Origin of the sequence: Arthrobacter sp. STN4 (genome assembly GCF_024539665.1) — a bacterium.
Classification (GTDB): domain Bacteria; phylum Actinomycetota; class Actinomycetes; order Actinomycetales; family Micrococcaceae; genus Specibacter.
Genome location: NZ_JAKZGX010000002.1, coordinates 128,830 through 150,109, shown reverse-complemented (window position 1 = coordinate 150,109; position 21,280 = coordinate 128,830). Strand labels below are relative to the sequence as shown.

The 21,280-nt window shown below is 61.5% G+C and carries 17 protein-coding genes; 12 read left to right on the top strand and 5 right to left on the bottom strand.

What is annotated here, in order from left to right; genetic code table 11:
* Positions 1 to 5 precede the first annotated feature (5 nt).
* A complete protein-coding gene (locus tag MMF96_RS02935) occupies positions 6 to 1,229 on the top strand; it encodes a glycosyltransferase (protein WP_256127686.1) in 1,224 nt (407 codons plus the stop codon).
* A gap of 12 nt (positions 1,230 to 1,241) precedes the next feature.
* Here the strand turns inward: MMF96_RS02935 and MMF96_RS02930 are convergent, their stop codons facing one another.
* A complete protein-coding gene (locus MMF96_RS02930; protein WP_256882516.1) occupies positions 1,242 to 3,065 on the bottom strand; it encodes an ABC transporter ATP-binding protein in 1,824 nt (607 codons plus the stop codon).
* A 165-nt stretch (positions 3,066 to 3,230) separates the two neighbouring features.
* Between MMF96_RS02930 and MMF96_RS02925 the strand changes: the two genes are divergently transcribed.
* From MMF96_RS02925 to MMF96_RS02895, 7 genes are all read left to right on the top strand, one after another.
* Positions 3,231 to 4,196 (top strand): hypothetical protein, encoded by a 966-nt coding sequence (locus tag MMF96_RS02925; RefSeq protein ID WP_176615435.1) that lies wholly within the window; start codon positions 3,231 to 3,233, stop codon positions 4,194 to 4,196.
* Positions 4,197 to 4,270: 74 nt separating this feature from the next.
* Complete coding sequence (locus tag MMF96_RS02920) at positions 4,271 to 5,536, top strand: glycosyltransferase (protein ID WP_256882515.1); 1,266 nt, start codon at positions 4,271 to 4,273, stop codon at positions 5,534 to 5,536.
* Positions 5,537 to 5,586: 50 nt separating this feature from the next.
* Entirely contained in the window at positions 5,587 to 6,021 is a 435-nt protein-coding gene (locus tag MMF96_RS02915; RefSeq protein WP_256882514.1) for a hypothetical protein, read from the top strand.
* Positions 6,022 to 6,104: 83 nt separating this feature from the next.
* Complete coding sequence (locus tag MMF96_RS02910; protein ID WP_176615432.1) at positions 6,105 to 6,743, top strand: glycosyltransferase family 2 protein; 639 nt, start codon at positions 6,105 to 6,107, stop codon at positions 6,741 to 6,743.
* Between the two features lie 4 nt (positions 6,744 to 6,747).
* Positions 6,748 to 7,164 (top strand): DUF2304 domain-containing protein, encoded by a 417-nt coding sequence (locus MMF96_RS02905; RefSeq protein ID WP_176615431.1) that lies wholly within the window; start codon positions 6,748 to 6,750, stop codon positions 7,162 to 7,164.
* Entirely contained in the window at positions 7,161 to 8,270 is a 1,110-nt protein-coding gene (locus MMF96_RS02900; protein ID WP_256882513.1) for an acyltransferase, read from the top strand. Before MMF96_RS02905 ends, MMF96_RS02900 begins: the two co-directional genes overlap by 4 nt.
* Before the next feature lie 57 nt (positions 8,271 to 8,327).
* Positions 8,328 to 9,458 (top strand): glycosyltransferase family 1 protein, encoded by a 1,131-nt coding sequence (locus tag MMF96_RS02895; RefSeq protein WP_176615429.1) that lies wholly within the window; start codon positions 8,328 to 8,330, stop codon positions 9,456 to 9,458.
* 29 nt (positions 9,459 to 9,487) lie between these two features.
* On the opposite strand, the gene MMF96_RS02890 is transcribed toward MMF96_RS02895, so the two are convergent.
* Positions 9,488 to 12,571: a GH25 family lysozyme gene (locus MMF96_RS02890; RefSeq protein WP_256882512.1), complete on the bottom strand. Its 3,084-nt coding sequence runs from the start codon at positions 12,569 to 12,571 to the stop codon at positions 9,488 to 9,490.
* On the opposite strand from MMF96_RS02890, the gene MMF96_RS02885 reads away from it, so the two are divergent.
* Positions 12,549 to 12,947, top strand: coding sequence for a hypothetical protein (locus MMF96_RS02885; RefSeq protein ID WP_176615427.1), 399 nt, complete (start codon positions 12,549 to 12,551; stop codon positions 12,945 to 12,947). The genes MMF96_RS02890 and MMF96_RS02885 overlap by 23 nt on opposite strands.
* Positions 12,948 to 13,110: 163 nt before the next feature.
* Here the strand turns inward: MMF96_RS02885 and MMF96_RS02880 are convergent, their stop codons facing one another.
* Positions 13,111 to 13,983 carry a glycosyltransferase family A protein gene (locus tag MMF96_RS02880; protein WP_256882511.1) on the bottom strand — a complete coding sequence of 291 codons (873 nt, stop codon included), beginning with the start codon at positions 13,981 to 13,983 and terminating at the stop codon, positions 13,111 to 13,113.
* Positions 13,984 to 14,174: 191 nt separating this feature from the next.
* Between MMF96_RS02880 and galE the strand changes: the two genes are divergently transcribed.
* The gene (galE, locus tag MMF96_RS02875; RefSeq protein ID WP_256882510.1) at positions 14,175 to 15,188 is read left to right on the top strand and encodes a UDP-glucose 4-epimerase GalE; all 1,014 of its coding nucleotides are present in this window, start codon (positions 14,175 to 14,177) and stop codon (positions 15,186 to 15,188) included.
* 92 nt (positions 15,189 to 15,280) lie between these two features.
* Here galE and MMF96_RS02870 read toward each other — a convergent pair whose 3' ends face one another.
* Positions 15,281 to 17,299 carry a DUF6541 family protein gene (locus tag MMF96_RS02870; RefSeq protein ID WP_256882509.1) on the bottom strand — a complete coding sequence of 673 codons (2,019 nt, stop codon included), beginning with the start codon at positions 17,297 to 17,299 and terminating at the stop codon, positions 15,281 to 15,283.
* A 69-nt stretch (positions 17,300 to 17,368) separates the two neighbouring features.
* Complete coding sequence (locus tag MMF96_RS19735) at positions 17,369 to 18,685, bottom strand: alpha/beta hydrolase family protein (protein WP_176615423.1); 1,317 nt, start codon at positions 18,683 to 18,685, stop codon at positions 17,369 to 17,371.
* Positions 18,686 to 18,865: 180 nt separating this feature from the next.
* Between MMF96_RS19735 and MMF96_RS02860 the strand changes: the two genes are divergently transcribed.
* Positions 18,866 to 19,987 (top strand): CpaF family protein, encoded by a 1,122-nt coding sequence (locus MMF96_RS02860; RefSeq protein ID WP_256882508.1) that lies wholly within the window; start codon positions 18,866 to 18,868, stop codon positions 19,985 to 19,987.
* Positions 19,887 to 21,275: a recombinase family protein gene (locus tag MMF96_RS19730; protein WP_256882507.1), complete on the top strand. Its 1,389-nt coding sequence runs from the start codon at positions 19,887 to 19,889 to the stop codon at positions 21,273 to 21,275. Before MMF96_RS02860 ends, MMF96_RS19730 begins: the two co-directional genes overlap by 101 nt.
* The last annotated feature ends 5 nt before the right edge of the window (positions 21,276 to 21,280 follow it).

Below are 21,280 nucleotides of genomic sequence, written 5' to 3'. Positions count from 1 at the left end.
TGACAATGATGCGCAGGCTTGTTCTGCTGACAAACCAGTATCCCTACGCCCATGGCGACCATGTATTTGTTGGCGGCGAAATTGCAGCCCTGGCGGCCCGTTTTGATGAAATTGAAGTCTTCAATTACACGCCGGGTGCCTCTGCTCCGATGGTGGACTTGCCACCAAACGTTGTCTACGGCGGAAATCTGTATGGAAGTGCCCGGTCAGCCAAGGTCCGGGCCTGTCTCACGCCTTCCCTGCTGGCCCGCTCAATCGGCATCGTGAGGCGAGAATTTCGGTCCGGGAGGCTGGCAGGACACGTGGGCCGATTCCTCTCGGCGGTGGCTGTTGGAATGTCCTTGGCTTGCGATCCTCGGCTTCGCCGGTCCTTGTCGAAGCCGAATGCCGAAACGAGCGCCTATGCCTTTTGGGGCATGGGGGCAGGCCTGCTGGTCCCATGGTTGCCACGAGACGTCAAAAACGTGAGCCTGAGGCTTCATCGATACGACCTCTACGAAGAAGAATCCGGGTACCTGCCGTTTCGGCCTTCCATGTTTGCCAGGTCTGATCGCATCCTGGCCATTTCCGAATCCGCACGGGGCTACCTCATGGAAAAGTACCCGGGGGAGCGCCTGGAGGGCAAGATATTTACCAGCAGGCTCGGAACCGCCAAGCCGCTCGAGGCAGATCGTCCCCTGGTTGACGGATCCGGGCGAACCATCGTCAGCTGCTCGAATTTGATCGCAGTCAAGCGCGTCGAACGGATTCTTGAGTCGCTTGAGGAACTGCAGCTCGACTCCCCCCTGACTTGGATCCATTTCGGCGGCGGGGTGTTGGAAGATGCCTTGCGCAAACGAGCAGCCCTGGTTGACCGCCCCGGGCTGTCCATCGAAATCCGCGGGGCGACCCCGCACCCGGAAATCATGGAGTACTACCGGACACACCGGATTACAGCCTTCGTGAACGTCAGTGCGTCGGAAGGCCTGCCAGTAAGCATCATGGAAGCCATATCCTATGGCATTCCCGTTGTTGCGACCGATGTGGGCGGCACAGCCGAAATAGTTGGGCGCGACCTTAAAACCGGTGAACTTATTCCGGCCAGTTTTACGCGGGAAGACTTAAACTGTGCGCTGGCCAAAGTAATGGCCGCCGCACCGCAAAGTTATGACCCACGGGCAGTTTGGGCCAGAGACTACGATGGGTCAGCCAACGCCGAGATTGCCGCTGCACTCATTGCCGGCGGCTGAGGCCACGCCCCGTCACTTCATACCAGGTTCGGTCACCGGCTCCAGGGGAGTCAATCCCGCCAAAGCAGCCTGCCGTGCGAAATTTGGGTTTGCGGCAACGACTTCATCAAAAGTCCCCCTGGCCTCAATCGTGCCCCCGCTCATGTAAAGAACCTGCGCGTTGTCGCGGATGGTGGACAGCCGGTGGGCCACTGAAATAACAGTGACATCGCCTTGCAGTTCATGGATGGCCGCGGCCACCGCAGCCTCCGTGGCGGTGTCGAGGGCGCTGGTGGCCTCATCCAACACAAGCACAAGCGGGTCCATGTAGAGCGCCCTGGCGATACCGAGGCGCTGACGCTGGCCGCCGGAGAGTGAGCCGCCGCGCTCGCCAACCCGCCCATGAATGCCGTTGGGGCGCGCCTCTATGGTTTCAAGTAATTGGGCGCGCCGCAATGAAAGGCGCACACGGTCCTCGTCGACGTCGCCACCCCATGAGAGGGCAACATTCTGGGCCACGGTGCCGTCGAAAATTGCGACTTCCTGGGGTACGTAACCCACACGCTTTCGCCAGGCTGCCAGGACCTCTTCAAGGGGAACGTCATCGAGCGTCATGGTGCCGCTCGAGGGCACCAGCAGGCCCAGGAAGATGTCAATCAATGTCGACTTGCCGGCGCCGGACTGACCGACCACACCAACCGATGTTCCGAGCGGGATTCGCAGGTTGACATCCGTTACTGCGGGGCTGGTGGCGCCAGGGTAGGTAAATTCGACGTTGCGCAACTCAAGGATTTTCGGTTCCCCGCCGAGGGGGGTCCTGCCCAGTTTTTCGGCATTGTTGCGGAAGTCCTCGGCGTCCCGAATATCGGCCATGACAAGTTCCGTGTAGGGAAGCGTCGACTGCACCAGCGTCACCTGCGACTGGATGGTGGTAAGAGCCGGGACCATTTTGAAGCCGGCGAGGGCGAAAATCGCCACCGAGGTCATGGCCGCGGCGATGCCGCCGTTGAAGTACCCAACGGTTCCAATGAGAAGGAAGCCCCCGATAAGTGCCATGTCAATGACGAATTTCGGCACAGCAGCCAGGAAACGAATGTTGGACCTGGACCTTGCGGCCTTTTCGCGGCTCAAGAGGACGACTGCGCCGACTTCCTCGGCCTTGTCCTGGAGCGTGATTTCCTTTAGTGCCGCCAGCATCTCCGAGACCAGTGTTGACATCCGCATGGCCGAATCGCGGTTTACCCTACCCGCCTCGTAGGACTTTTTCGACAAATACAGATACAGGAAACCCGCAATAAGGCCCAGGTAAAGGACCGTAATAAGCGCCGTCTGCCATGAAGCAGCAACAAGGATGACCAGCACGGATGCGAACGTCAACGCCTGGGACGGCAAGACAACCGCAGGAAACAGCACGCCGGCGATGGTGTTGGCTATGCCCACATCGATCATGCGCACTAGTTCGGTGGTCGACCTGTTTTGGCGCGACGTCCAGGGGGCACGGATGTAGCTCTGGAAGAGGACCGTGCCGATCTCCAACTCGTAATCGGCGAACTTACGGGTTGAGACCCACTGCAGCCAGATGTTCAGGAACGACTTGATGATCATCAGTGCCGCCGAGCACACCAGAATCAAGAGGCCGACATTGTCTGAGATGCTTCCGAGAATCGGCAGCATCATTGGGTGGCCGGAACTTTGGGATTGCATGATTTGGTTCAACACCAAGGCAAAAACGCCCAAGGCCCCTGCGTCAACGAGGACCAGTACCGAAGACAACGACGCGAACAGATACAGGAATTTTCTCGCGTTGGCCGGCAGAAGCGGCAGCAGTTGGCCAAGAGTGCGTCGCAGGTTTTTCAAGTTTTACTCCAGAACTGCAGTGGAAGAATCCTTCCTATACTACGGGGGTTGCCTGAAGAGCGCCTTGCCCGTGCGCTTTCGCGGACCGATGAAGTTCGCGACCCAGGCCCAGCGGGCGCGTTGCCTGACACCGGTGGGAGCGGGTTCAATGCGAGAATGTATGGCATGAACAAGGAAATCCGGGTCACGCAACTCTTCGACTGCGCCGATGTTGGCAAAACCTTTGTCACGGAGGGACAACGACAAGGTAAGCCCTGGAAGATCATTCAGGGACCGTGGACCCGCGGGGGCACTAAAGCTGCCTACTACCGGTTCCTCCTGGAACAGGCCTCGGCATACCCGCGTACGCAACTCTGGCATGTCAACATGGGCGGAAGGGCAAAATGGGCTCGTGGCAGGTTTGCACGGCCATATGCACTGACCCTGCACGGCACTGACATTCGGGAAAACTACTGGCAAGAGCAGCACCATGCGGCGATCCGGGCTGACGTGGATGGCGCCGGGCATGTCTGGTATGCCACACCGGACAATCGAGAAAAAGCAGAGCGTGCCCGGTCCGATGCTGAATACATGCCCATTCCGATAGACCTCGCCGAGCTTCCCAAATGGTCTCCGGCCGACAGGCCCCGGGTGTTCTTCCCTTCGCGCTGGGACGCATCAAAGGGCGGCGACGCCTGGGTGCAGACAGCCGCCGACGTTGTGGCTGCCCTGGCCGGAATGGATGTTGACATCGTCGGACTGGACTGGGGCGACCGTGCAGCGGAGGTCGGTGCAATGGGCGTGGAACTTCTGCCGAAGATGCCCAAGGCAGATTTCCTTCGGGAAATGTCACACGCCCACATTGCCGTGGGACAGATCGCTGGGATATTGGCCACAAGCGAGTTGGAGGCCATGGGCATGGGCATTCCCACGATCTTTGCCGACCAGCATGCCGGGTATCCGGCGGACGTTGCCACGGTTTCCGTGGCTCGCGTCGATGTGGGCACGGCCGTGCGTGAATCGCTGGCCGACCCGCCTGCGCTCTCCTGCAGGCTCGACAGTGTGAATTACATCATCAAGAACCACGGCCCGGCGGCCCTGCTGCCACGGCTCGAAGCCGGCTACAAGAAAGTGTTGGAGACGGCAAAGTGAACCGGCCCCATCTTCTTTATATTTCGTTTGCCTTTCCGCCCAGCTCGGCTTCCTCGGTATACCGTTGCACGGCAGTGGCGAACGGCTTCGCAGAAGCTGGCTGGGATGTTACGGTCCTCACTGTTGACGCGGACATCTGGGCCGAGGTGACCGGAGCAGACAGACGGCTGCTGGATGCCATCGACCCCACGATCAACGTGGTCCACGTATCCGACGGCGGTTCGGAGGAACCGAACCGGCGTGACCTTCGGCGTTATTCGAGGCTCCGGATTGAGGCACCCTATATCTGGAAGGAACTTTTTCGTCGGCGCAGCAGCAAGGGGTTTCCCGAGGACTTTCACGCGTCGTGGTTTGGCCCCGCCAGCCAGGCCGTGCACCAAATTCACCGGGAGCACCCCGTTGACCTGGTCATGGCCTCTGCGGCGCCCTATGTGTCGTACAAAATAGCGCGTGAGCTGCCTGATGTTCCCTATGTCCTGGACTACCGGGACGCCTGGTCATTCAGTACGTTCACCGGTGCTGAGATTTTCGCGACCGTATCGGAGCGGGGCAGGCTTGAACATGGCTATCTGAAAGGGGCGCTGCGTACGTGGTTTGTGAACCAGCCCATACTCGACGAATACGCGCGCAGGTATCCCGACACGATCCGTAGCATGCGCGTGGTGCCGAACGGATTTGACCCCCAACCGGGTCACCGCCGTCCTGAGGCCAGAAAAACCATGGAACCACGTATCGGCTACCTTGGCACCCTTCAATACACGGCCGTTCCCTTGGCCGAGTTCCTGGCGGGATGGGACGCGGCCTTCGGCAAGGACGATGCGCAGATGGCGCATGCAGTCTTCCGCGGAAAGCTGAGCCCTACCGGACTGGTTCCGGCAAACGTCCTGGAAATTTTCAATTCCGGCATGCACCGGGGCCTTGCCTACGAAGGCCCCATCTCCAAGCGCGATGTTGCCACGTTCTATCAAGGAGTTGATGCGCTGTTGCTAATACTCCCTCCGGGAAAGTATGTGACGGGCGGAAAAACGGCGGAGTACATTGCAACGGGCCTGCCCATTGTGTCTGTCCACGCAGCAGACAGCGCCGCGTCGACAATTCTTCGCAACTACCCGCTTTGGTTTGAGGCCAGGGACCTGACACCAGAAGGCATCGCAGCTGCGCTGCTAGCCTGCGCCAAGGAACTCGCCGCACCCGACCCGGGCAAGTGGGAAGCGGCATGGGAATTCGGGCAGCAGTTTGAACGGTCCGCCACGCTCCGACCGGCAATCGCCGAACTCCGCTCGGAACTTGACGAACGGGCCGGGCAGCCTGCGCAACCCTCGGAGAGGAGCAAACAGTGAGGGAACCCCTTCAACTCGCCATCCTGCTGGGCCGCGCCGAGCGGCCGGACATGGCAATTGATGAGCTGGTACGTCAAGCAAGGGAGGCCGTGTCAGACTTTGGTATTGCCCTCCATTGTGTTGCAGGTTATGTGCAGGGGCCCTCCGTGAGGGAACCTGTCAGCCACGACGAAGTGGTCGTCGTCGGACTTGGCGTCCCTGCCGCGGGCCGGCTCGGTGCCCTCGTGGAATCCTTGGCTGCCAGGCCCGGGCCGCTGGGCATCGCGGCCCGCTTGGCGAAGTACAATCTTGCTTCCCGTCGGGTGGCGCGTGCGCTGAAAGCGAACCGGGAACTGACGAATATTTTTTGCCGCGCCGATGTGATCGTTTCGGCGGATCCGGAGGCCGACAGGGCTGTGTGGAAGCTGCGGCGACGCACCGATGCCCGCCTGATGCACGGCCCCTTCGCCATGGCCAACGCACTGTCAGAGGCTGCCCGCGGTTGAGGCAGCACGGGAAGCGCCGGCCACGCCGTGGCTGGGGCATATGGGATACTTGAGCGGTGAGTCGAACTTGGATAGTCATCCCCATGTATAACGAGGCCTCGGTTGTCGGCGCCGTCATCACGGGGCTCCGAAAGGTGTTCCCGTACGTCGTTTGTGTCGACGACGGCAGCACTGACGGCTCCCAGACGGCGGCCCGTGACGCCGGGGCAGTGGTAGTGCAGCACCCGGTCAACCTTGGTCAAGGGGCGTCACTTCAGACTGGTATCGAGTATGCCCTTAACGATCCCGAGTTGGATTGCATCATCACCTTCGACGCGGACGGACAGCACCGCGTGGTTGATGCGCAAGCTATGGCAGAGCGCATCAAGTCCGGCGAGGCCGAGATTGTGCTTGGTTCGCGTTTCCTGGACAAGCGGACCAAACTCTCGCCAGCCAAGCGACTTGTGCTCCGGACGGCGGCCGTGCAGTCGCGCATGGCCACCGGATTGGCCCTGACGGACGCCCACAACGGACTCCGTGCTTTGAGCCCCAAGGTGGCCCGGGGCATCCACTTGACGCAGAACCGTATGGCGCATGCCTCGGAGCTGGTTCACCAGGTTGCTGAAATGAAGCCCAAATGGGTGGAGCAACCGGTGGAAATCATCTATACCGACTATTCAAAGGGCAAGGGCCAGTCCCTTCTGAATTCGGTAAACATCCTCGCCGACCTTTTGTTTAGGTGACATAGTGCAAATTGTTGTTCAAATCGTCCTTGTCCTCGCTGTTGTGATCGTTTCACTCGCCCTTATGCGTGGTGGCTCCAATGCGCGACACTTGGCCATCCGACGCATGATGCTGGTGCTTTTTGCCTGCATCGCAGCCTTGTCGATTTTCTTTCCGGAGATGCTGACGCATATTGCCAGGTTCTTTGGCATAGGCCGCGGAACCGATTTGGTTCTCTACGGGCTGATCGTCAGTTTCCTTGTGTTCATGGCAACCACATACCAGCGGTTTCGTCACATGGAAACCACTATGACCAAATTGTCTCGAAGGGTGGCGTTGGACGAAGTCAACCGGACCCAGGCGCCAGCCGTTGCCGCCTTGTCCATGTCGGTGAAAGAGGCTCCGTCGACCTCTGAAAGCAACGGAGCTGCCGCCGGATGAGCTGTGACGCCGGATCAGGAAAACCAACGGTCACGGTCGTTCGTGCGGAGCAGGCAAGCGCGCAGCGCAACTACGGGCTTGACGTACTGCGGGTCCTCAGCATCTGCGGTGTGGTCGCCATCCACGTTTTTGGACTTCGCGTAGGGGTGGCCCCAAAGAGCGGCCGTGGCTGGTGGAGCGCAGCTGCCATCGACATCGGCTTCATCTGGGTTGTTCCCGTTTTCGTCATGATATCCGGTGCACTCTTGCTCGGCTCACGGCAGGTGCGCGAATCACCAGGCACGTTTTACCGCAAGCGTGCGGCCCGGCTGGTTCCGGCACTAATCGTCTGGAATGCGGTCTACTTGGTGGGCGTGCGCCTCTGGATGCGGCACGAGCACCTAACCACCGCGCGGGTCCTGCAACTGCTTTATGACAGTTCGGTCTTTACGCAGATGTACTTCCTGTGGCTTATCCTGGGCCTGTATGCCATTGCACCCTTGTTGGCAGTGTTCATCACTGCCAACGGCCGCCGGCGCTCCCTCATAACCGCAGGTACACTTCTTGCCGTCACTGTGGTGGCCTTCATGGTGCCTGGCGTTTTGGGAATTTTCGGGGTATCCCGGCCGATACCGATGAATGTCTTTACGTACTGGATACCCTATGTCGGATATTTTGCGGCGGGGTATGCGCTTCGCCAGGTCCGGTTAAGGGGTCTGCCGCTTGCAGGTGCAGCAATGGTGACGGTGGGGCTCATCGCCTTCACTGTCTGGCATTACGGGCACCGGGGCGTCTTGCCGCTGGCAGACCGTTTGGTTTCCGTTTCATATTTGGGTGCGGGCGTTGCCCTGGCCGCGCTTGGCGTGTTCGTCGTCGGGCTTTCCCTGGTGGAATTTATCAACATTCCGCGAAGGGCCGGTGCATTGCTTGTGGCGCTCTCCAATGCATCCTTTGGGGTGTTCCTGGTTCATTTGGTCATTTTCGAGGCCATTCGGCTCAATGTTCCGGCCGTCCTTCATGCCAGGTCACTCACGGCAGTAGCGGTGGCCTATGTCGTCACGTTGGTGGCAAGCTTTGCCATTTCGTGGCTGGCCTCGAAGGTGCCGCTTCTCCGCAGGGTCTTTTAGCCGCGTCAGTCGTCGCGTGGGTCCTGGCACAACGCGCCATCGGGAATAATGGAGGACATGACTGAGCTTCCTTCCTTGCTTATCCTGACATTTTCCCCCATTCGATCAGACCCCCGGGTGCTGAAGCAGGTGGAGTTGTTCAAGGAAAAGTACCGCGTGAGCACCTGCGCCTATGGTGGGGCCCCTGACGGCGTGGAGGAGCATTATCCCCTCCCTGAAGACTCCCGGGGATGGCCGTCTGACAAGCTTGGGCTGGTCAGCCGCCAGTATGCCAAGGTTTACAACGGACTCCCAGCCGTGAAATCGGCCCGCGCCCTCTTGCCCAAGGGCCGTTTTGACATCATTCTGGCTAATGACCTCAACACCCTGCCGCTGGCCCTGGACCTTGAACCGCGCCTGGGAGTCCACTCGGACCTGCACGAGTTTGCACCACGCGAAAAGGAAGACAACCTTAAATGGCGGCTGTTTATCGCGCCGTTCATGCGGTGGCTGTGCTCCCGATACCTTGCGGGAGCCTCATCGGTAACCTCAGTGTCCCAGGGCATCGCAGATGAATATTTCAAAGACTACGGAACACCGACGGGCGTTGTTACGAATGCGGCTCCGTACGTTGAAGGCAGGGTTGAACCAACACCGGAGAAGGTGCGCCTCATCCACAGCGCCGCCGGGCAACGGTACCGGAAACTGGAGAATTTCATTGAGGCCATGAAGGGCGCCCCGGACTGGCTCTCCCTGGACATGATCGTCATGCCCAACGAACCAGACTATGTGGCGGAGCTCAAGGCCATGGCCGAATCCGTTCCTTCCATCACTTTCCGCGAACCTGTACCGTACAAGGAACTGGTCGCCACCCTGAGCAAGTACGACGTCTCCTTGGTGTTCCTGCCGCCCACCAACTTTAATTTGAAGAACGCCCTGCCCAACAAGTTTTTCGAGGCGGTCCAGGCCCGCATCGGCCTCATTGTGGGGCCGTCGCCGGCCATGGCGGGGCTGGTGGAGAAATATGGGCTCGGTGCCATCACAGAGGATTTCTCTGCGGAGTCGCTGCGAAAGACTCTCTGGTCGCTGACTCCCGAAGCCATCGACGGCTGGAAGCGTGCGGCCGAGACTGCAGCCAGGCCGTTGTCAGCTGAATCGCAGATGGCGGTTTGGGAAACTGCCGTCAAGGAAATTGCGGGCACGCGGTAGTCGCGGCGCGGGAGCGGGACGTACACAGTCTAATAACTGATCGTTGTCCCTGAGACCGTCTGTTCCAGGATGCTTGGCGCGCCCCAACTGCGTGGTGCCGTAATGGGGTAGTACCGCACGGATCCGTCCGAGGAATCCGCGAGAACTCCGGTGCTGCCGGGGCCGGTGAAGCCGGTTACTCCGGAAAACTGCTGGAAGGCAGCCCAGCCGGAACCCACCACCGGGCGGGTCTCAGCCACAAAGTTGCCGCTTCCGTTGGAACGGTACAGGCGCATGAGGCCCTGCCCGTCAACGGCGAGCAGGTCCGCTCGACTATCCAAATCGAAGTCGACCATGATGATGCGCAGCGGCCCCCAGCCGGTCCCGATTTGGTTTCCGGCCGAAAGCGTACCTCCCGATTGGTTGGCCCAATAGAACATTTGGCCCGCGGCATTGATTCCGAGGACCCCCGGATACGGCGCGCCCGACACCCATTTCCCTGTCGTTATGCGGATATTGCCCCATCCTGCGGTGCCCACCGTGATGGGGGCTGCAAAGCCCGGGCCTGTGGTACCCGCATAGACGGTCATGGTGCCTGAGGACCACTGGGCCAGGATGTCCGGGATGCCGTCCTGGTTCCAATCGATCACATGCAGGCTTTTCAGGCCCGTCCAGCCCCTACCGATTGGGTATGGTGGCTGAAGTTGCCCAGTTCCGGTCGCTGCGGAATTCCAAAGTATGCCGTTGGCATCGGCAGAAATGACGTCGTTCGGGCTGGTGAGGGCTTGTTGGCCCGCCAGCGCCTGGCTTCCGGCAACAGCGTTTGCTCCCCATCCGGTGGCGATGGTTGATGCCGCACCAAAGTGGGAAGAGGACGTCGGGTAGTACATCATGTTCCCGCTGCCGGTCTTGGCCAGCAGTCCTGTCGATCCCGATGACGTGAATCCATTGGCGGGGCCAACGCTGGTCATGCCGTTCCACCCTGTCCCAATAACGGGGCGTGTCTCCGCAATGAGCTGCCCCGCACCGTTTGACCTGTAGAGTATCAGGCGGCCGATGTTGTCGACAGCCACGATGTCGGCGTTGCCGTCGCCGTCGAAGTCGGTCATGACGGGGTGCATCCGGGTCATGCCTTGAGCAACTGCGGTTCCGGCGCTCAGGGATGTTCCATTGGTGGTGGTGAACGATGTGAGCGATCCGTTGGCGGCCTGCGCGACAATCGAAGGGAACCTTCCTCCGCGGATCCATTGGCCCACGGTCATGTCATAGCCGGCCCAGCCGGAACCGGCAAGGGTGAGGACCCCGGTAAATCCCCCTCCGGATGCACCAGGATACAGCAGCAGCCGGCCGTCCGTGCGCTGGACAAGCAGGTCCAGGGTGCCGTCAGCATTCCAGTCGGTCACGTGTATCGATTTGATGCCGGTGAACCCGTATCCGATCTGTGTGCCCGCGCCGAGCCCGGCATTCGCAACAGGGTAGCGCCAGAGGTTCCCGGCAGCATCCACCGTCACAACATCCGAGACGGACTTGATGGACGGGTCAGGTGTGGCGGGGAGGCTGGTGTTGATGTTTTCGCCGCCGGCAATCAGATACGGATTCCATCCGCTACCGAGCGCTGATGGCGTACCGAAGCTCGAATTGCCGGGAACAGGCACGTAACGAATCCCGCCGGACGTATTCCTCTGGATCAAGCCGGTGGAACCGGGAAAAGCGAAACCGCTGTACACCGTGACGCTCGTGAAGGCATTCCAGCCAGTGGCAACCGTTTTTCGGGTCTCGGCCATGAAGCCGCCAGCCCCGTTGGAACGGTATAGCCGGACCGTACCCGTAGTGTCCTGGGCCAGCAAGTCCTGGTTGCCGTCCCCGTCGAAATCGACCATCGTCAGGTTAAGCGAGTTCCAGCCCTGGCCGATCTGTGTTCCGGCGTCAATTCCGCCACCGGACGGGTTTTTCCACAGCGTGAGGACGCCCGAGTCGGAGCGCGTCAGTATTTGTGGGTATGGGGCAGAATTGAGCCAGTAGCCCACCGTCAACTGGTAGCCGCCCCAGCCGGAGGAGGCCAACGTCTGGGGGGCGCCGAATCCTCCACCTGGCAAACCAGGGTAGACCGATAACGAGCCCGTGGTCTTTTGGGCAAGCAGATCCAAGACGCCGTCGGAATTCCAATCGATGACGGTGATGGAACGCATGCCTGTCCAGCCCTGGCCGATTTGCTTTCGTGGTTCCAACCCGCCTGCTCCGTTGGAGGGGTAGTCCCAAAGCGCGCCGGTGCTGTCGGCGGCAACCATATCCGCAGTGGAGACAATGGACGGGTTGACTAGCGGAGACGCGGGCGGCGGTGCAGGGGAATCAGCATTGGTGGCAAAAGTATTCAGACTGGTTTGCGTCCCGTTCCACGTGTTTGAATCGCCGGCAAAAGGACCACTGGAGCTGTACTGCCATACGCTGTAGTTTGGCCAGCCCCCCGGAATCCAGGGACTGGATGTGCCATAGGCGGCAATGTGGAGCGGCTGGTTGGTGAACGCGGCCGAGTTTCCCGTACAGTCCTGCCACCAGTAGTAGTTGGTGTAGATCATGGGCAATCGACCCGTGCGCGCCTGGACCTCCTTGGAAAACGCGCTGATCCACGAAACTATCTGCGACGCGCTCAGGCCGTAGCATTCAGCTCCATATGGGTTGTTTTCAATGTCCAGAAGTGGGGGCATGGTTTTGCCGTCCGCACTCCAACCACCCCCGTTGCTGGTGAAGAAGTCGGCCTGCGTGGCACCGTCGGACTGGTCAGGGCGGGCAAAATGGTAGCCTCCGCGCAACATGCCCACGCTGGAGGCACCCACGTACTGGGAGGAAAACGAGGCGTCGCGGAAAGAGGTCCCCTCCGTAGCCTTTATGTAGACAAACCGCGCTCCCATTCTCCATTGATCAGTCCAGTCGACGTCACTTATGGAGTGCGCCGCGTCGGAGGTCTGCCAGCCGCTGACGTCCATGCCCAGCACCCCGCCCGGTGAAACGGAGGAAAGTGGTTGGGCAACCGAGGCCGAGAGGGATGATTTTGTTCCTGTTCCACTGTGCGATTGTTGCTGGCCGGCCCCCTCTTTGACGAGACCTATCCCCATGTATGCGCCGTACTTCGCCATTTCGGCTGCCGAAGGGGAGGACCCTGGCGTCGAGGCAGGACTTGGTGTTGGGCTGGCGCTCGGCGACGGCTGGGGAGTTGCAGGCGCAGTAGCAACTGAAGCCGGGTCTGTACCCGGAGCTGTTGCCGTGGGCGACGCGGTGGAAGAAGCTGCAGGAACTGGATCCGACGGGGCGGCCGTGGCAGGCAATGTTCCCATCGTAATGGCAACGGAGACGGCAATCAGCCCGGTACCCGCAACCTTGGCGGCGCCAAGCAACAGTGCTCGGGTCGAAAAACGCGCCAGCCGGTTCCTAGGTGAAAACATGGAATCTTCTCCGGTTCGATGGGTCAACAAATTGTGGCCTGAAGACGGCGAAGCGCAGGCTTGTGCCTGAAGTACGCCCCCAGAGCAACTTGCTACATAGAGTACTCCGGTGATACTGGAGTGAACAATGTTTCTTATGTTACAAATGTTGTACGCTGCTGCGAAGCTGTCGCCGCACAGGGCAAGGACATGCCCGTTTCAGCGCAGCGGGTTCCTGTTACGTGTTGCAGGCATTAAAGTCGGTATATGGATCGAAGCCGCGTTTCCAGTATCCGCCGGTCGTCCTTCTTGAGGCGGGCACACGCACTGAGCATACCGTCCGCAAAGGCCTGAATGTCCGGATCCGTCGGGTAAGGCTGGTTTGAACGGGGACGGTTGTAGAGGACGGTTGATGCCGAACCCTCGAACCCGATGGCGGCCCCAGCCAATGCCTGGAATGAAGCTTCCAGGACTACGTCGTCGCTTTTGCGGTCCCATGGGCGGGAACGGCTTAACTGGCTTGAATGGCGGCGGTAGAGAACGGTGGGCAGTGCGTCAATTCGGCGCATGCGGATCCCCAAGGCCGCGGCCCGAAGCCACATGTCGTAGTCCTCGGCGTGTGTCTTTTGGTAACCGTCCAACGACTCGAGGGCGGCGCGGGTGCCGTACATCGTTGGGTTTGCGAGCACATTGCCGAGCAATAGGTGCAGTGGCACCGCATCCACCGACAAGCCGCGCTCCAAATGCGGCCTGAAAGGCAAGTTGCGTGCACTGATCAGCAACATGGGGGAAAAAACGATGTCCACGCCCCTCAGGGCCCTGCGCTCCACGGAGAATCGCCACGGGAGGCAGATGTCGTCTCCGTCCATTCGCGCAACATGTTCGCCGGTCGCTTGTCCCAGCAAGGCAGTGCCAGCGGCGGCAACGCCGATGGACTCCTCATTCCGAAAGACCTTCAGGCGCCTGTCCTTCACGGTGGCAAGGAATCCGCCAGTGCCGTCCGTGCTGCCATCGTCCATGACCAACAGCTCCGAGTCCCGTGGCATGGCGAACAAGGTGCTTGCGATGGTGGATTTCAAATACGGCATCCCGTTCTTGACGGGAATCATCACGCTCAACTGCGGCACGGGCTACCTCGGCATTCCATTTTAGTTACTGGGGTCAGGCGACGAGCGACTTTAACCATCGTGCATACGGAAGCAGCCCATCCGACTTTAGCTGAATGCCGGGAAGTGCCGCCACTTCGACAACCAAGGAACAGGGTCCTGGCCCGTCTGCACGGGCACACCTTCCGTTCGGGCACTATAGGCTGGAAACCATGAAAGTTTTGGTTACCGGCGGTGCCGGCTACATAGGTTCACATACTGTCCTTTGCCTGCTTGAGGCCGGGCACGGCGTCGTCGTGCTCGACAACCTGGCCAACTCCTCCGCCGAGTCACTGCGCCGCGTCGAGGAACTCACCGGACGGCACCCGGACTTTGTTGAACTGGACCTCCTCGATGCTGCAGGCGTCGACAAACTCTTTGACAGCGGCGGCTTCGACGCCGTCATCCACTTCGCCGGGCTGAAGGCCGTGGGGGAGTCCGTGGCCAAGCCGCTCATGTACTACCAAAACAACATTGTCGGCACACTGAACCTGCTGGCCTCCATGGACAAGCACGGCGTGCGCACCATCGTTTTCAGCTCTTCGGCCACCGTGTATGGCGCCAGCGAAGAGGTCCCGCTGATTGAGAAGATGCCGCTGGACGCCACCAATCCTTATGGGCGCACCAAGGAGCAGATCGAGGACATCCTCACCGACCTTGGTGCAGCCGACCCCACCTGGCGCGTGGCGCTCCTGCGCTACTTCAACCCCGTCGGCGCGCACGAATCCGGCCGGATCGGCGAGGACCCCAGCGGCATCCCCAACAACCTTCTGCCGTTCGTGGCCCAGGTGGCCGTGGGGCGCCGCGAAAAGGTCATGGTGTTCGGCAATGACTATCCGACGCCGGACGGCACCGGGGTGCGCGACTACATCCACGTAATGGACCTCGCCGCCGGGCACCTGGCGGCGCTCGACTACCTCCCCGCCCACCCCGGCGTGTTCCGCTGGAACCTGGGCACCGGCAACGGCTCTTCGGTCCTGGAAGTCATCCAGGCCTTCGGCGCGGCGGCCGGAAAGCCGGTGCCCTTTGAGTTCGCGCCCCGCCGCCCCGGCGACGCCGCGGTCAGCTATGCCGATCCCTCGGCCGCGCTGGCTGACCTGGGCTGGTCCGCCCACCGGAACCTGGCGCAGATGTGCCAGGACCACTGGCGCTGGCAGCGCGAGAACCCACAGGGGTACGACGCGTAGGACTGCGCCGGGTCCGACGGGCCTTCCGGCGTCGGGCCCGGCCGCGTCAAGCTAGCGGACGCCGGGCGCCTGGCTGCTGGCGGGCCGGCAGCCTAGCAACCGACTACCTTGTAGAGCTTCGCGGCGCCTTGCTGGTCCACCAGTTTCAAGGTGGACGAGTCCTTGATATTGACGAAGGACGGATACATCCTGGCTTGCGGGAACTGGAGCATGTAGAACGAGCCGAAGTCGAGGACGTACCTGATGTTCGCCTTCGCGGCTGCCCTGCACGTTGCCGAGCCCGGGGCGGCCGTGGCCAAATCCTTGGCGACCAAGGACACGGACGCGGACGGGGCGGGAGTCAGATGGTACTGGGACACTTTCCGGCCCGATACCGCATACGCCAGTGAGCCGCCATTGAAGGGGTCAACACCGATCACGGCATCCGCCGGAACGTCCTTGTCGAGGCGCTGCATCAGTTTGTATTCGTCCGCCGAGACGACCCAGCCAGGGGTCCAGGACCACGAGGTCCTGATCTTGGCGCTGACTTCGTCCAAGCCCTTGTGGTTTGCCTGCATCGAGAGGGGGACAAGGACTGAGGCAACCACCACCAGGGCCAGGAGGCCGCCGGCCGCCCGAACGGTGGTGGCCGGATGCACCAGCGCGTCCTGGAAGCGGTGCAAGGTCCTCGCCGCCAGCCAGCGGATGGCGGCGGTGAGGGCTGACGCCGCGCCGTCCACGCCAACGCACGCCAGGACAATGGTAAAGAGGGGAACCAGTCCGGCAAGCCGGTAGGGATCCTGGTACCAGCTGCCAATCAAGAATTGTCGGACCGGTCCGGTGGGCAGGTAAGCTGCGACGACGTACAGCCCGCCGGCCACCGCCATGGAGCCGATCATCCACCAGCCGCGGCGTTTGGCGAGGATGACCAGCAGTCCTGCGGCGGCCAGCAAGGACGCCAGCCACGTAAACCGCCCACCGAGCAGCCCGCCCGTTAAGACGTCCTTGACCGCCGTGGGCAAGGACCTGGAAGGCTTCCAGGTATCGAAGCCGAGAACCAGCGCAGTCCAGATGACCAGCAGGGCGACGATGGCTGCCAGGCCCCACAACACCGTGAAGAGTGCGTACCGGGTGCCCTTGCGGGCGCGAATTCCAGCCGCGAATACGCGCAACCAGGAGCCGGCCAGAATGGGCACCGAAAAGGCCAGCAGTGCACTGAAACCGTTGGGCTGGGTCAGGAAAAGCGCAGCAATGCCCACCAGCAGCATCATGGACAGGGTAAATGTATCGGCCACCGGTTCCCTTAGCCGCCCACACAGGCCGGCCACCACCAACAATGCCAAAGGCAGGATGCTGTAGGACAGCGTGTTGGGAAACAACGGTCCCCACTGCAGCAGCTGGTAGGGGAAGATCCAGAATCCGGCGGACAGGATCCCGGCCACGACGGTGGGGAGGACACGCGGCCCAAGGATGCCCCGCACCAGGCAGATGCAGGCAAAGGGCCACAGAAGTGCGGCAACGGCCACCGTGAGCGTATTTTCGGCAACAAAGACATTGACTGAGGCGAGCTGGGCTACGAGGGCGGCAATCGAGTGCCATACAGATGGGTAGAGCGATACTCCGTGGCCTCCGGATGCCAAGTTTCCCAAATTGAGGGTCGATGCGTTGCCCGTTTCAAGAATGTACTTGATGGCGTTCAGGTGAAAAATATTGTCAAAAACCTGCCCGAACGAGTCCGGACCCCCCATCGCCGGAAGCAGGCGGCCGGTAATCACTTTGGCTGCGATCGCCAGTGACGCAACCATGACGATCCAGTTCAGCCAGACCGGTCCCTTGGTCTCCCTCAAGGGTGTGGCCTTACGGTAGGCAATCCGTCGCAGCACCCAGGCAGCCGCCGTGCAAGCGATCGTGAAACCGGCGAGCAGCCAGACCGACCATGAAATGTGCGCCAGCCCGCCGAGAATGCCTGCAACCCCCACCAGCCCGCACGACGCCAGTGGAGCCATTGCGGCGCCGCCGAAGCCCCTTGCCCCCAACCCGCGCGCCAAGATGTATCCGGGTACGAACAGCAAAGCAGCGGCTGTACATATTGCCGGTACCGCTTGCCACCAAGTCATGCCACTATCCGCCAATCGTTAGAAGTCCGCCCCGAGTCTAACAATCCAACGTGGTTGCCAATTGTGCGCAGTGGTTGACCTGCCCTAGCTGAGGCCCAGACGGCCCATCAGCCATGCCATGTTGTGGTAGACGCCATACTTCCAGGCGGGCCATGCGTGCCCGCCAGGGGCTTCCTGGAGGCGGACATCCATGCCGGCATGCTTCATGGCCTTGTAGACCTCAATGCCCTGGGGCCTGTATTGGTTGTCGCTGGCCCCCACTGTGACCACCCCGGCAACCCCATGGAAGTGCCGGGTCTTGAGGATGTCGAGCGCGTTTTGCTTTGCAAAGGCGGCGGTGTTGCCACCGAAGTACTTCTTGATCAGCACGGCATGGCCCTGGTCGATGGTGGGCTCCGATTCGCCCGAACTGTCAATGAATGTCGGATAGACCCCGGGATGGTTGACGGCGAGGGTCATGGCACATGTACCGCCATAGGAAAAGCCGCCGATGGCCCATTGACGGGAGGAGTAGGTGCCTGCGCCGAAGGTCTTCTTGACCCAGTTTGGTACGTCCTGCGTGAGGTAGGTGGCGGCCTGGCCGGCCCGGCTGTTCATGCAGACCGGCGGGTAGTACGACCACCACGCACCGGCGTCGGGCATCACCACCACTGGCGCGAGTCCCTTGTGGGCGGCTGCGTAGTTGTCCATGAACTTGTTGATCTGCCCGCCGCGGAGCCAGTCGATGGTGCCCCCGGGAACACCGTGGATCAACACCAGCACTGGGAGGTTGGCCCGCGGCGTCGCCAGGTAGGCCGGCGGCAGGTAAACGTAGGCGTTGGATGAGATCTCATGGGAGAGGGTCCCGGGTATGTGCACTGTGAGCACGTCGCCATGGGACGGCATGTCGGCGGGCGGCTGCCATGTCGCTTCCGTGGTGGGCCGTCCGGGAGCAGTGAGCTTCATCCGTCCGTTGCTGGCTTCGAATTGGGCAAGCGATTTGACGATTGTCCCCGTGTCACCAAAAAGGGACCCGACGGTGGGGTAGTACTCGAAGTTCTGATTCGTCAGCCCTGCTGCCGATACCAGCACGATGGCGGCGACAGGGAGCACGAGCAATCTGGCCCAGAGGCGCCGCAGGGCGAGGATCTTCGGCACGACCAGCAGTACTGCGAAAAGCGCCAGGCCGGCATAGACGTACAGCTGTCCGGGCAACGGCTCGCCCCACAGGTTCCACACCTTTTCCGCCAAGTACCAGAAGGCGGTGCCGGCAGCAATGGAAATGACCAATGCCGCGGGAGCCCAGAGGGTCAGATGACGCTTGTTCCCCCAAAGGAGCCACAGCAGCGCGAGCAGTCCGGCAGCGATGAGGATGGCCGGAATTGCACCGTTGATGATTGGCATCTGGAAGAACTGATTCACGTCACAAGAATAATGTCCGTTCCGTGGCCGTTTGCTGGGGAATTCCAGTGAAAATGGCCCGGCCGTTGTCGCCCGCCATTGTCCACAGGTGCGCAAATGCCTCTAGCGCGTTCTCCATGTGCCGGGCTAGGCTCCACTGACAAGGGGAAAATAGCCGGACCGCGGGGGCGGAGACGCACTATGGATGCACTTGCTTTGGTGGAGGATGAGGTTCGGGAACTCATCCGTCGGAAGGGCCTTGACCCCTTGCGCCAGGGCAGCGAGGTCCGCACGCTGGTGGAAGCGGCCGTCAATGACTATGGGGAGCGGTCCCTGGTGGGTGCCGTGCCGCCGCTGGCCCACGCCGGTGACGCCATGCAGCATGTGTACGACGCCGTCGCCGGCTTTGGCGCCCTGCAGCCCTTCCTGGACGATCCCGACATTGAGGAAATCTGGCTCAACGCCCCGGATGAGGTTTTCGTGGCCCGCAACGGCGAATCCGAGCTGACCCCGCTGGCGTTCACCCAGCAGCAGGTGCGCGACCTCGTCGAGCGCATGTTGAAAAGTTCGGGCCGCCGGCTGGACCTGAGCAGCCCCTTCGTTGACGCCGCCCTGCCGGACGGGTCCCGGCTGCATGTTGTCATCCCGGACATCACGGCGCGGCACTGGGCCGTGAACATCCGCAAGTTCACCGCCCGCGCCAGCCGCCTCGAGCACCTGGTGGAGCTTGGTTCGCTGACGCCGCAGGCGGCCCGCTTCCTGGGCGCCGCCGTCAGCAGCGGCCTGAACATCCTGGTGTCCGGTGCCACGCAGGCCGGCAAGACCACGCTGCTCAACTGCCTCGCGGCCGGCATCGGTTCCCGTGAGCGAGTGGTGACGGTTGAGGAGATTTTCGAGCTGAAGCTGCCACTGCGTGACGTGGTGGGACTGCAGTGCCGCCAGCCGAACCTGGAAGGCGTGGGCGAAATCCCGCTGCGGCGCCTGGTCAAGGAGGCCCTGCGCATGCGCCCCGAACGGCTCATCGTGGGCGAGGTCCGCGAAGCCGAAAGCCTGGACATGTTGATTGCCTTGAATAGCGGGCTGCCCGGCATGGCCAGCGTCCATGCGAACTCGGCCCACGAAGCGGTATGTTCAAAAAAGCGTGTACTTTTTTGGCCACTAGCCAACTCGTCAAAAACGTGCACATCACATGTTTCCGCGGCGTACACCGTATGCTGTTGCGGTGACCACCACCACGACTCCCGCACCCCGTCGCGCCGCCATCTACACGCGCATCTCCAAGGACCTCCTTCAAGAAGGGCTTGGCGTAGCCCGGCAGCTTGAAGACTGCAGGAAATACGCCGCTGATCACGGGATCGAAATCGTCGCCGAACTCGAAGACAACGATATTTCTGCTTCGGGGCTGAAAACCCGCCCGTCGTATCTGGAGCTCCGTGAGCTTATGGAGGGCCGGAAAATTGACCTTGCACTCGTCTTTTCCACCGACCGCCTCCACCGATCGATGGCGGAGCTTGTTGCATTCATCGAACTTTCCCGGAGCACCGACGTGGGCATTGTCTCGGTGACGGGCGGCGCGCTCAACCTGGCAACTGCCGACGGCCGCTTTCAGGCACACATCTTCGGAGCTGTAGCCGCTGCAGAAAGGGAAAAGGCCCAGGAGCGGATCCTCAGAAAGCACCGTGAACTGGCCGAGCATGGAAAATGGCCGGGGCGCCGGGTTTTCGGGATGACGGCAGATGCCACCGTCATTCCGGCCGAGGCGGAAATCATTCGCGAGCTGGCCGAGCGCGTGCTGGCCGGCGAAGGGTTCAACGACATCGCAAGGGACTTAAACGCCCGCGGTGTCGGTACCGTCACCAGCGCCACATGGAGAGCATCGACCATCGTAGCCATCGTCCGGTCTGCCCGAATCGCTGGGCATCGCGAGCATCATGGCGTTGTAACGGCTCGCGACGCCTGGCCGGCGATCATCGACGATGGAACTTCGATGCTCTTGCGGGCGCGCCTGGCACCTGGGCAATCGGGCGTGAAGCGTGGCGGCCCTCGGAAGCACTTACTCACCGGGCTGCTGAAATGCGGGAAGTGCGGGTACCCGCTTGTGAGAGGGCTTGGCGGTAAATCGCGGACACCGAATTATCGTTGTGCCAAGAACGTGGGCGCACCCAACTGTGGCGGGTTGACCATAAACGCGGCGCCGGCCGAGGAGTTCCTGGCCGAGGTCCTCTTCCAGGCCCGTGACCGGCCGGCCGAGCTAGAGACCAACGATGCAGGCGAGTTGGCCAAATGGGCTGCGGAGCGCGAGAAGTTGGAGAAGCGCAAGGACGCATTGGCCGAAATGGCGGGTTCAGGTGAAATGGACATGGCCGAATGGTCAATCGCCGCGAAGGCTGTGAAGAAGAAACTTGCTGACCTGCCTGAGCCGGACGTGCGTCCCCGACGGGCCAGGCAGACGGGCGCGGAGCTGCGGGCCGCGTGGCCAGCGATGCCGACGCCGGAACGCCGCAAGCTGCTGGAAGACACCTTCATTGAGGTGAAGATCTTGCCCCGTCTCATCACGACGGGCGCCAAAGTCTTCGACCCCCGCCGCTTCGAGATCTCCTGGCGGCGGTAGGAGGC

Coding starts and splice junctions, on each gene's coding strand:
- MMF96_RS02935 (WP_256127686.1), top strand. CDS start 6: ATGATGCGCAGGCTTGTTCTGCTGACAAACCAGTATCCCTACGCCCAT.
- MMF96_RS02925 (WP_176615435.1), top strand. CDS start 3,231: ATGAACAAGGAAATCCGGGTCACGCAACTCTTCGACTGCGCCGATGTT.
- MMF96_RS02915 (WP_256882514.1), top strand. CDS start 5,587: ATGGCAATTGATGAGCTGGTACGTCAAGCAAGGGAGGCCGTGTCAGAC.
- MMF96_RS02910 (WP_176615432.1), top strand. CDS start 6,105: ATGTATAACGAGGCCTCGGTTGTCGGCGCCGTCATCACGGGGCTCCGA.
- MMF96_RS02900 (WP_256882513.1), top strand. CDS start 7,161: ATGAGCTGTGACGCCGGATCAGGAAAACCAACGGTCACGGTCGTTCGT.
- MMF96_RS02895 (WP_176615429.1), top strand. CDS start 8,328: ATGACTGAGCTTCCTTCCTTGCTTATCCTGACATTTTCCCCCATTCGA.
- MMF96_RS02885 (WP_176615427.1), top strand. CDS start 12,549: ATGTATGCGCCGTACTTCGCCATTTCGGCTGCCGAAGGGGAGGACCCT.
- MMF96_RS02890 (WP_256882512.1), bottom strand. CDS start 12,571: ATGGCGAAGTACGGCGCATACATGGGGATAGGTCTCGTCAAAGAGGGG.
- galE (WP_256882510.1), top strand. CDS start 14,175: ATGAAAGTTTTGGTTACCGGCGGTGCCGGCTACATAGGTTCACATACT.
- MMF96_RS02860 (WP_256882508.1), top strand. CDS start 18,866: ATGGATGCACTTGCTTTGGTGGAGGATGAGGTTCGGGAACTCATCCGT.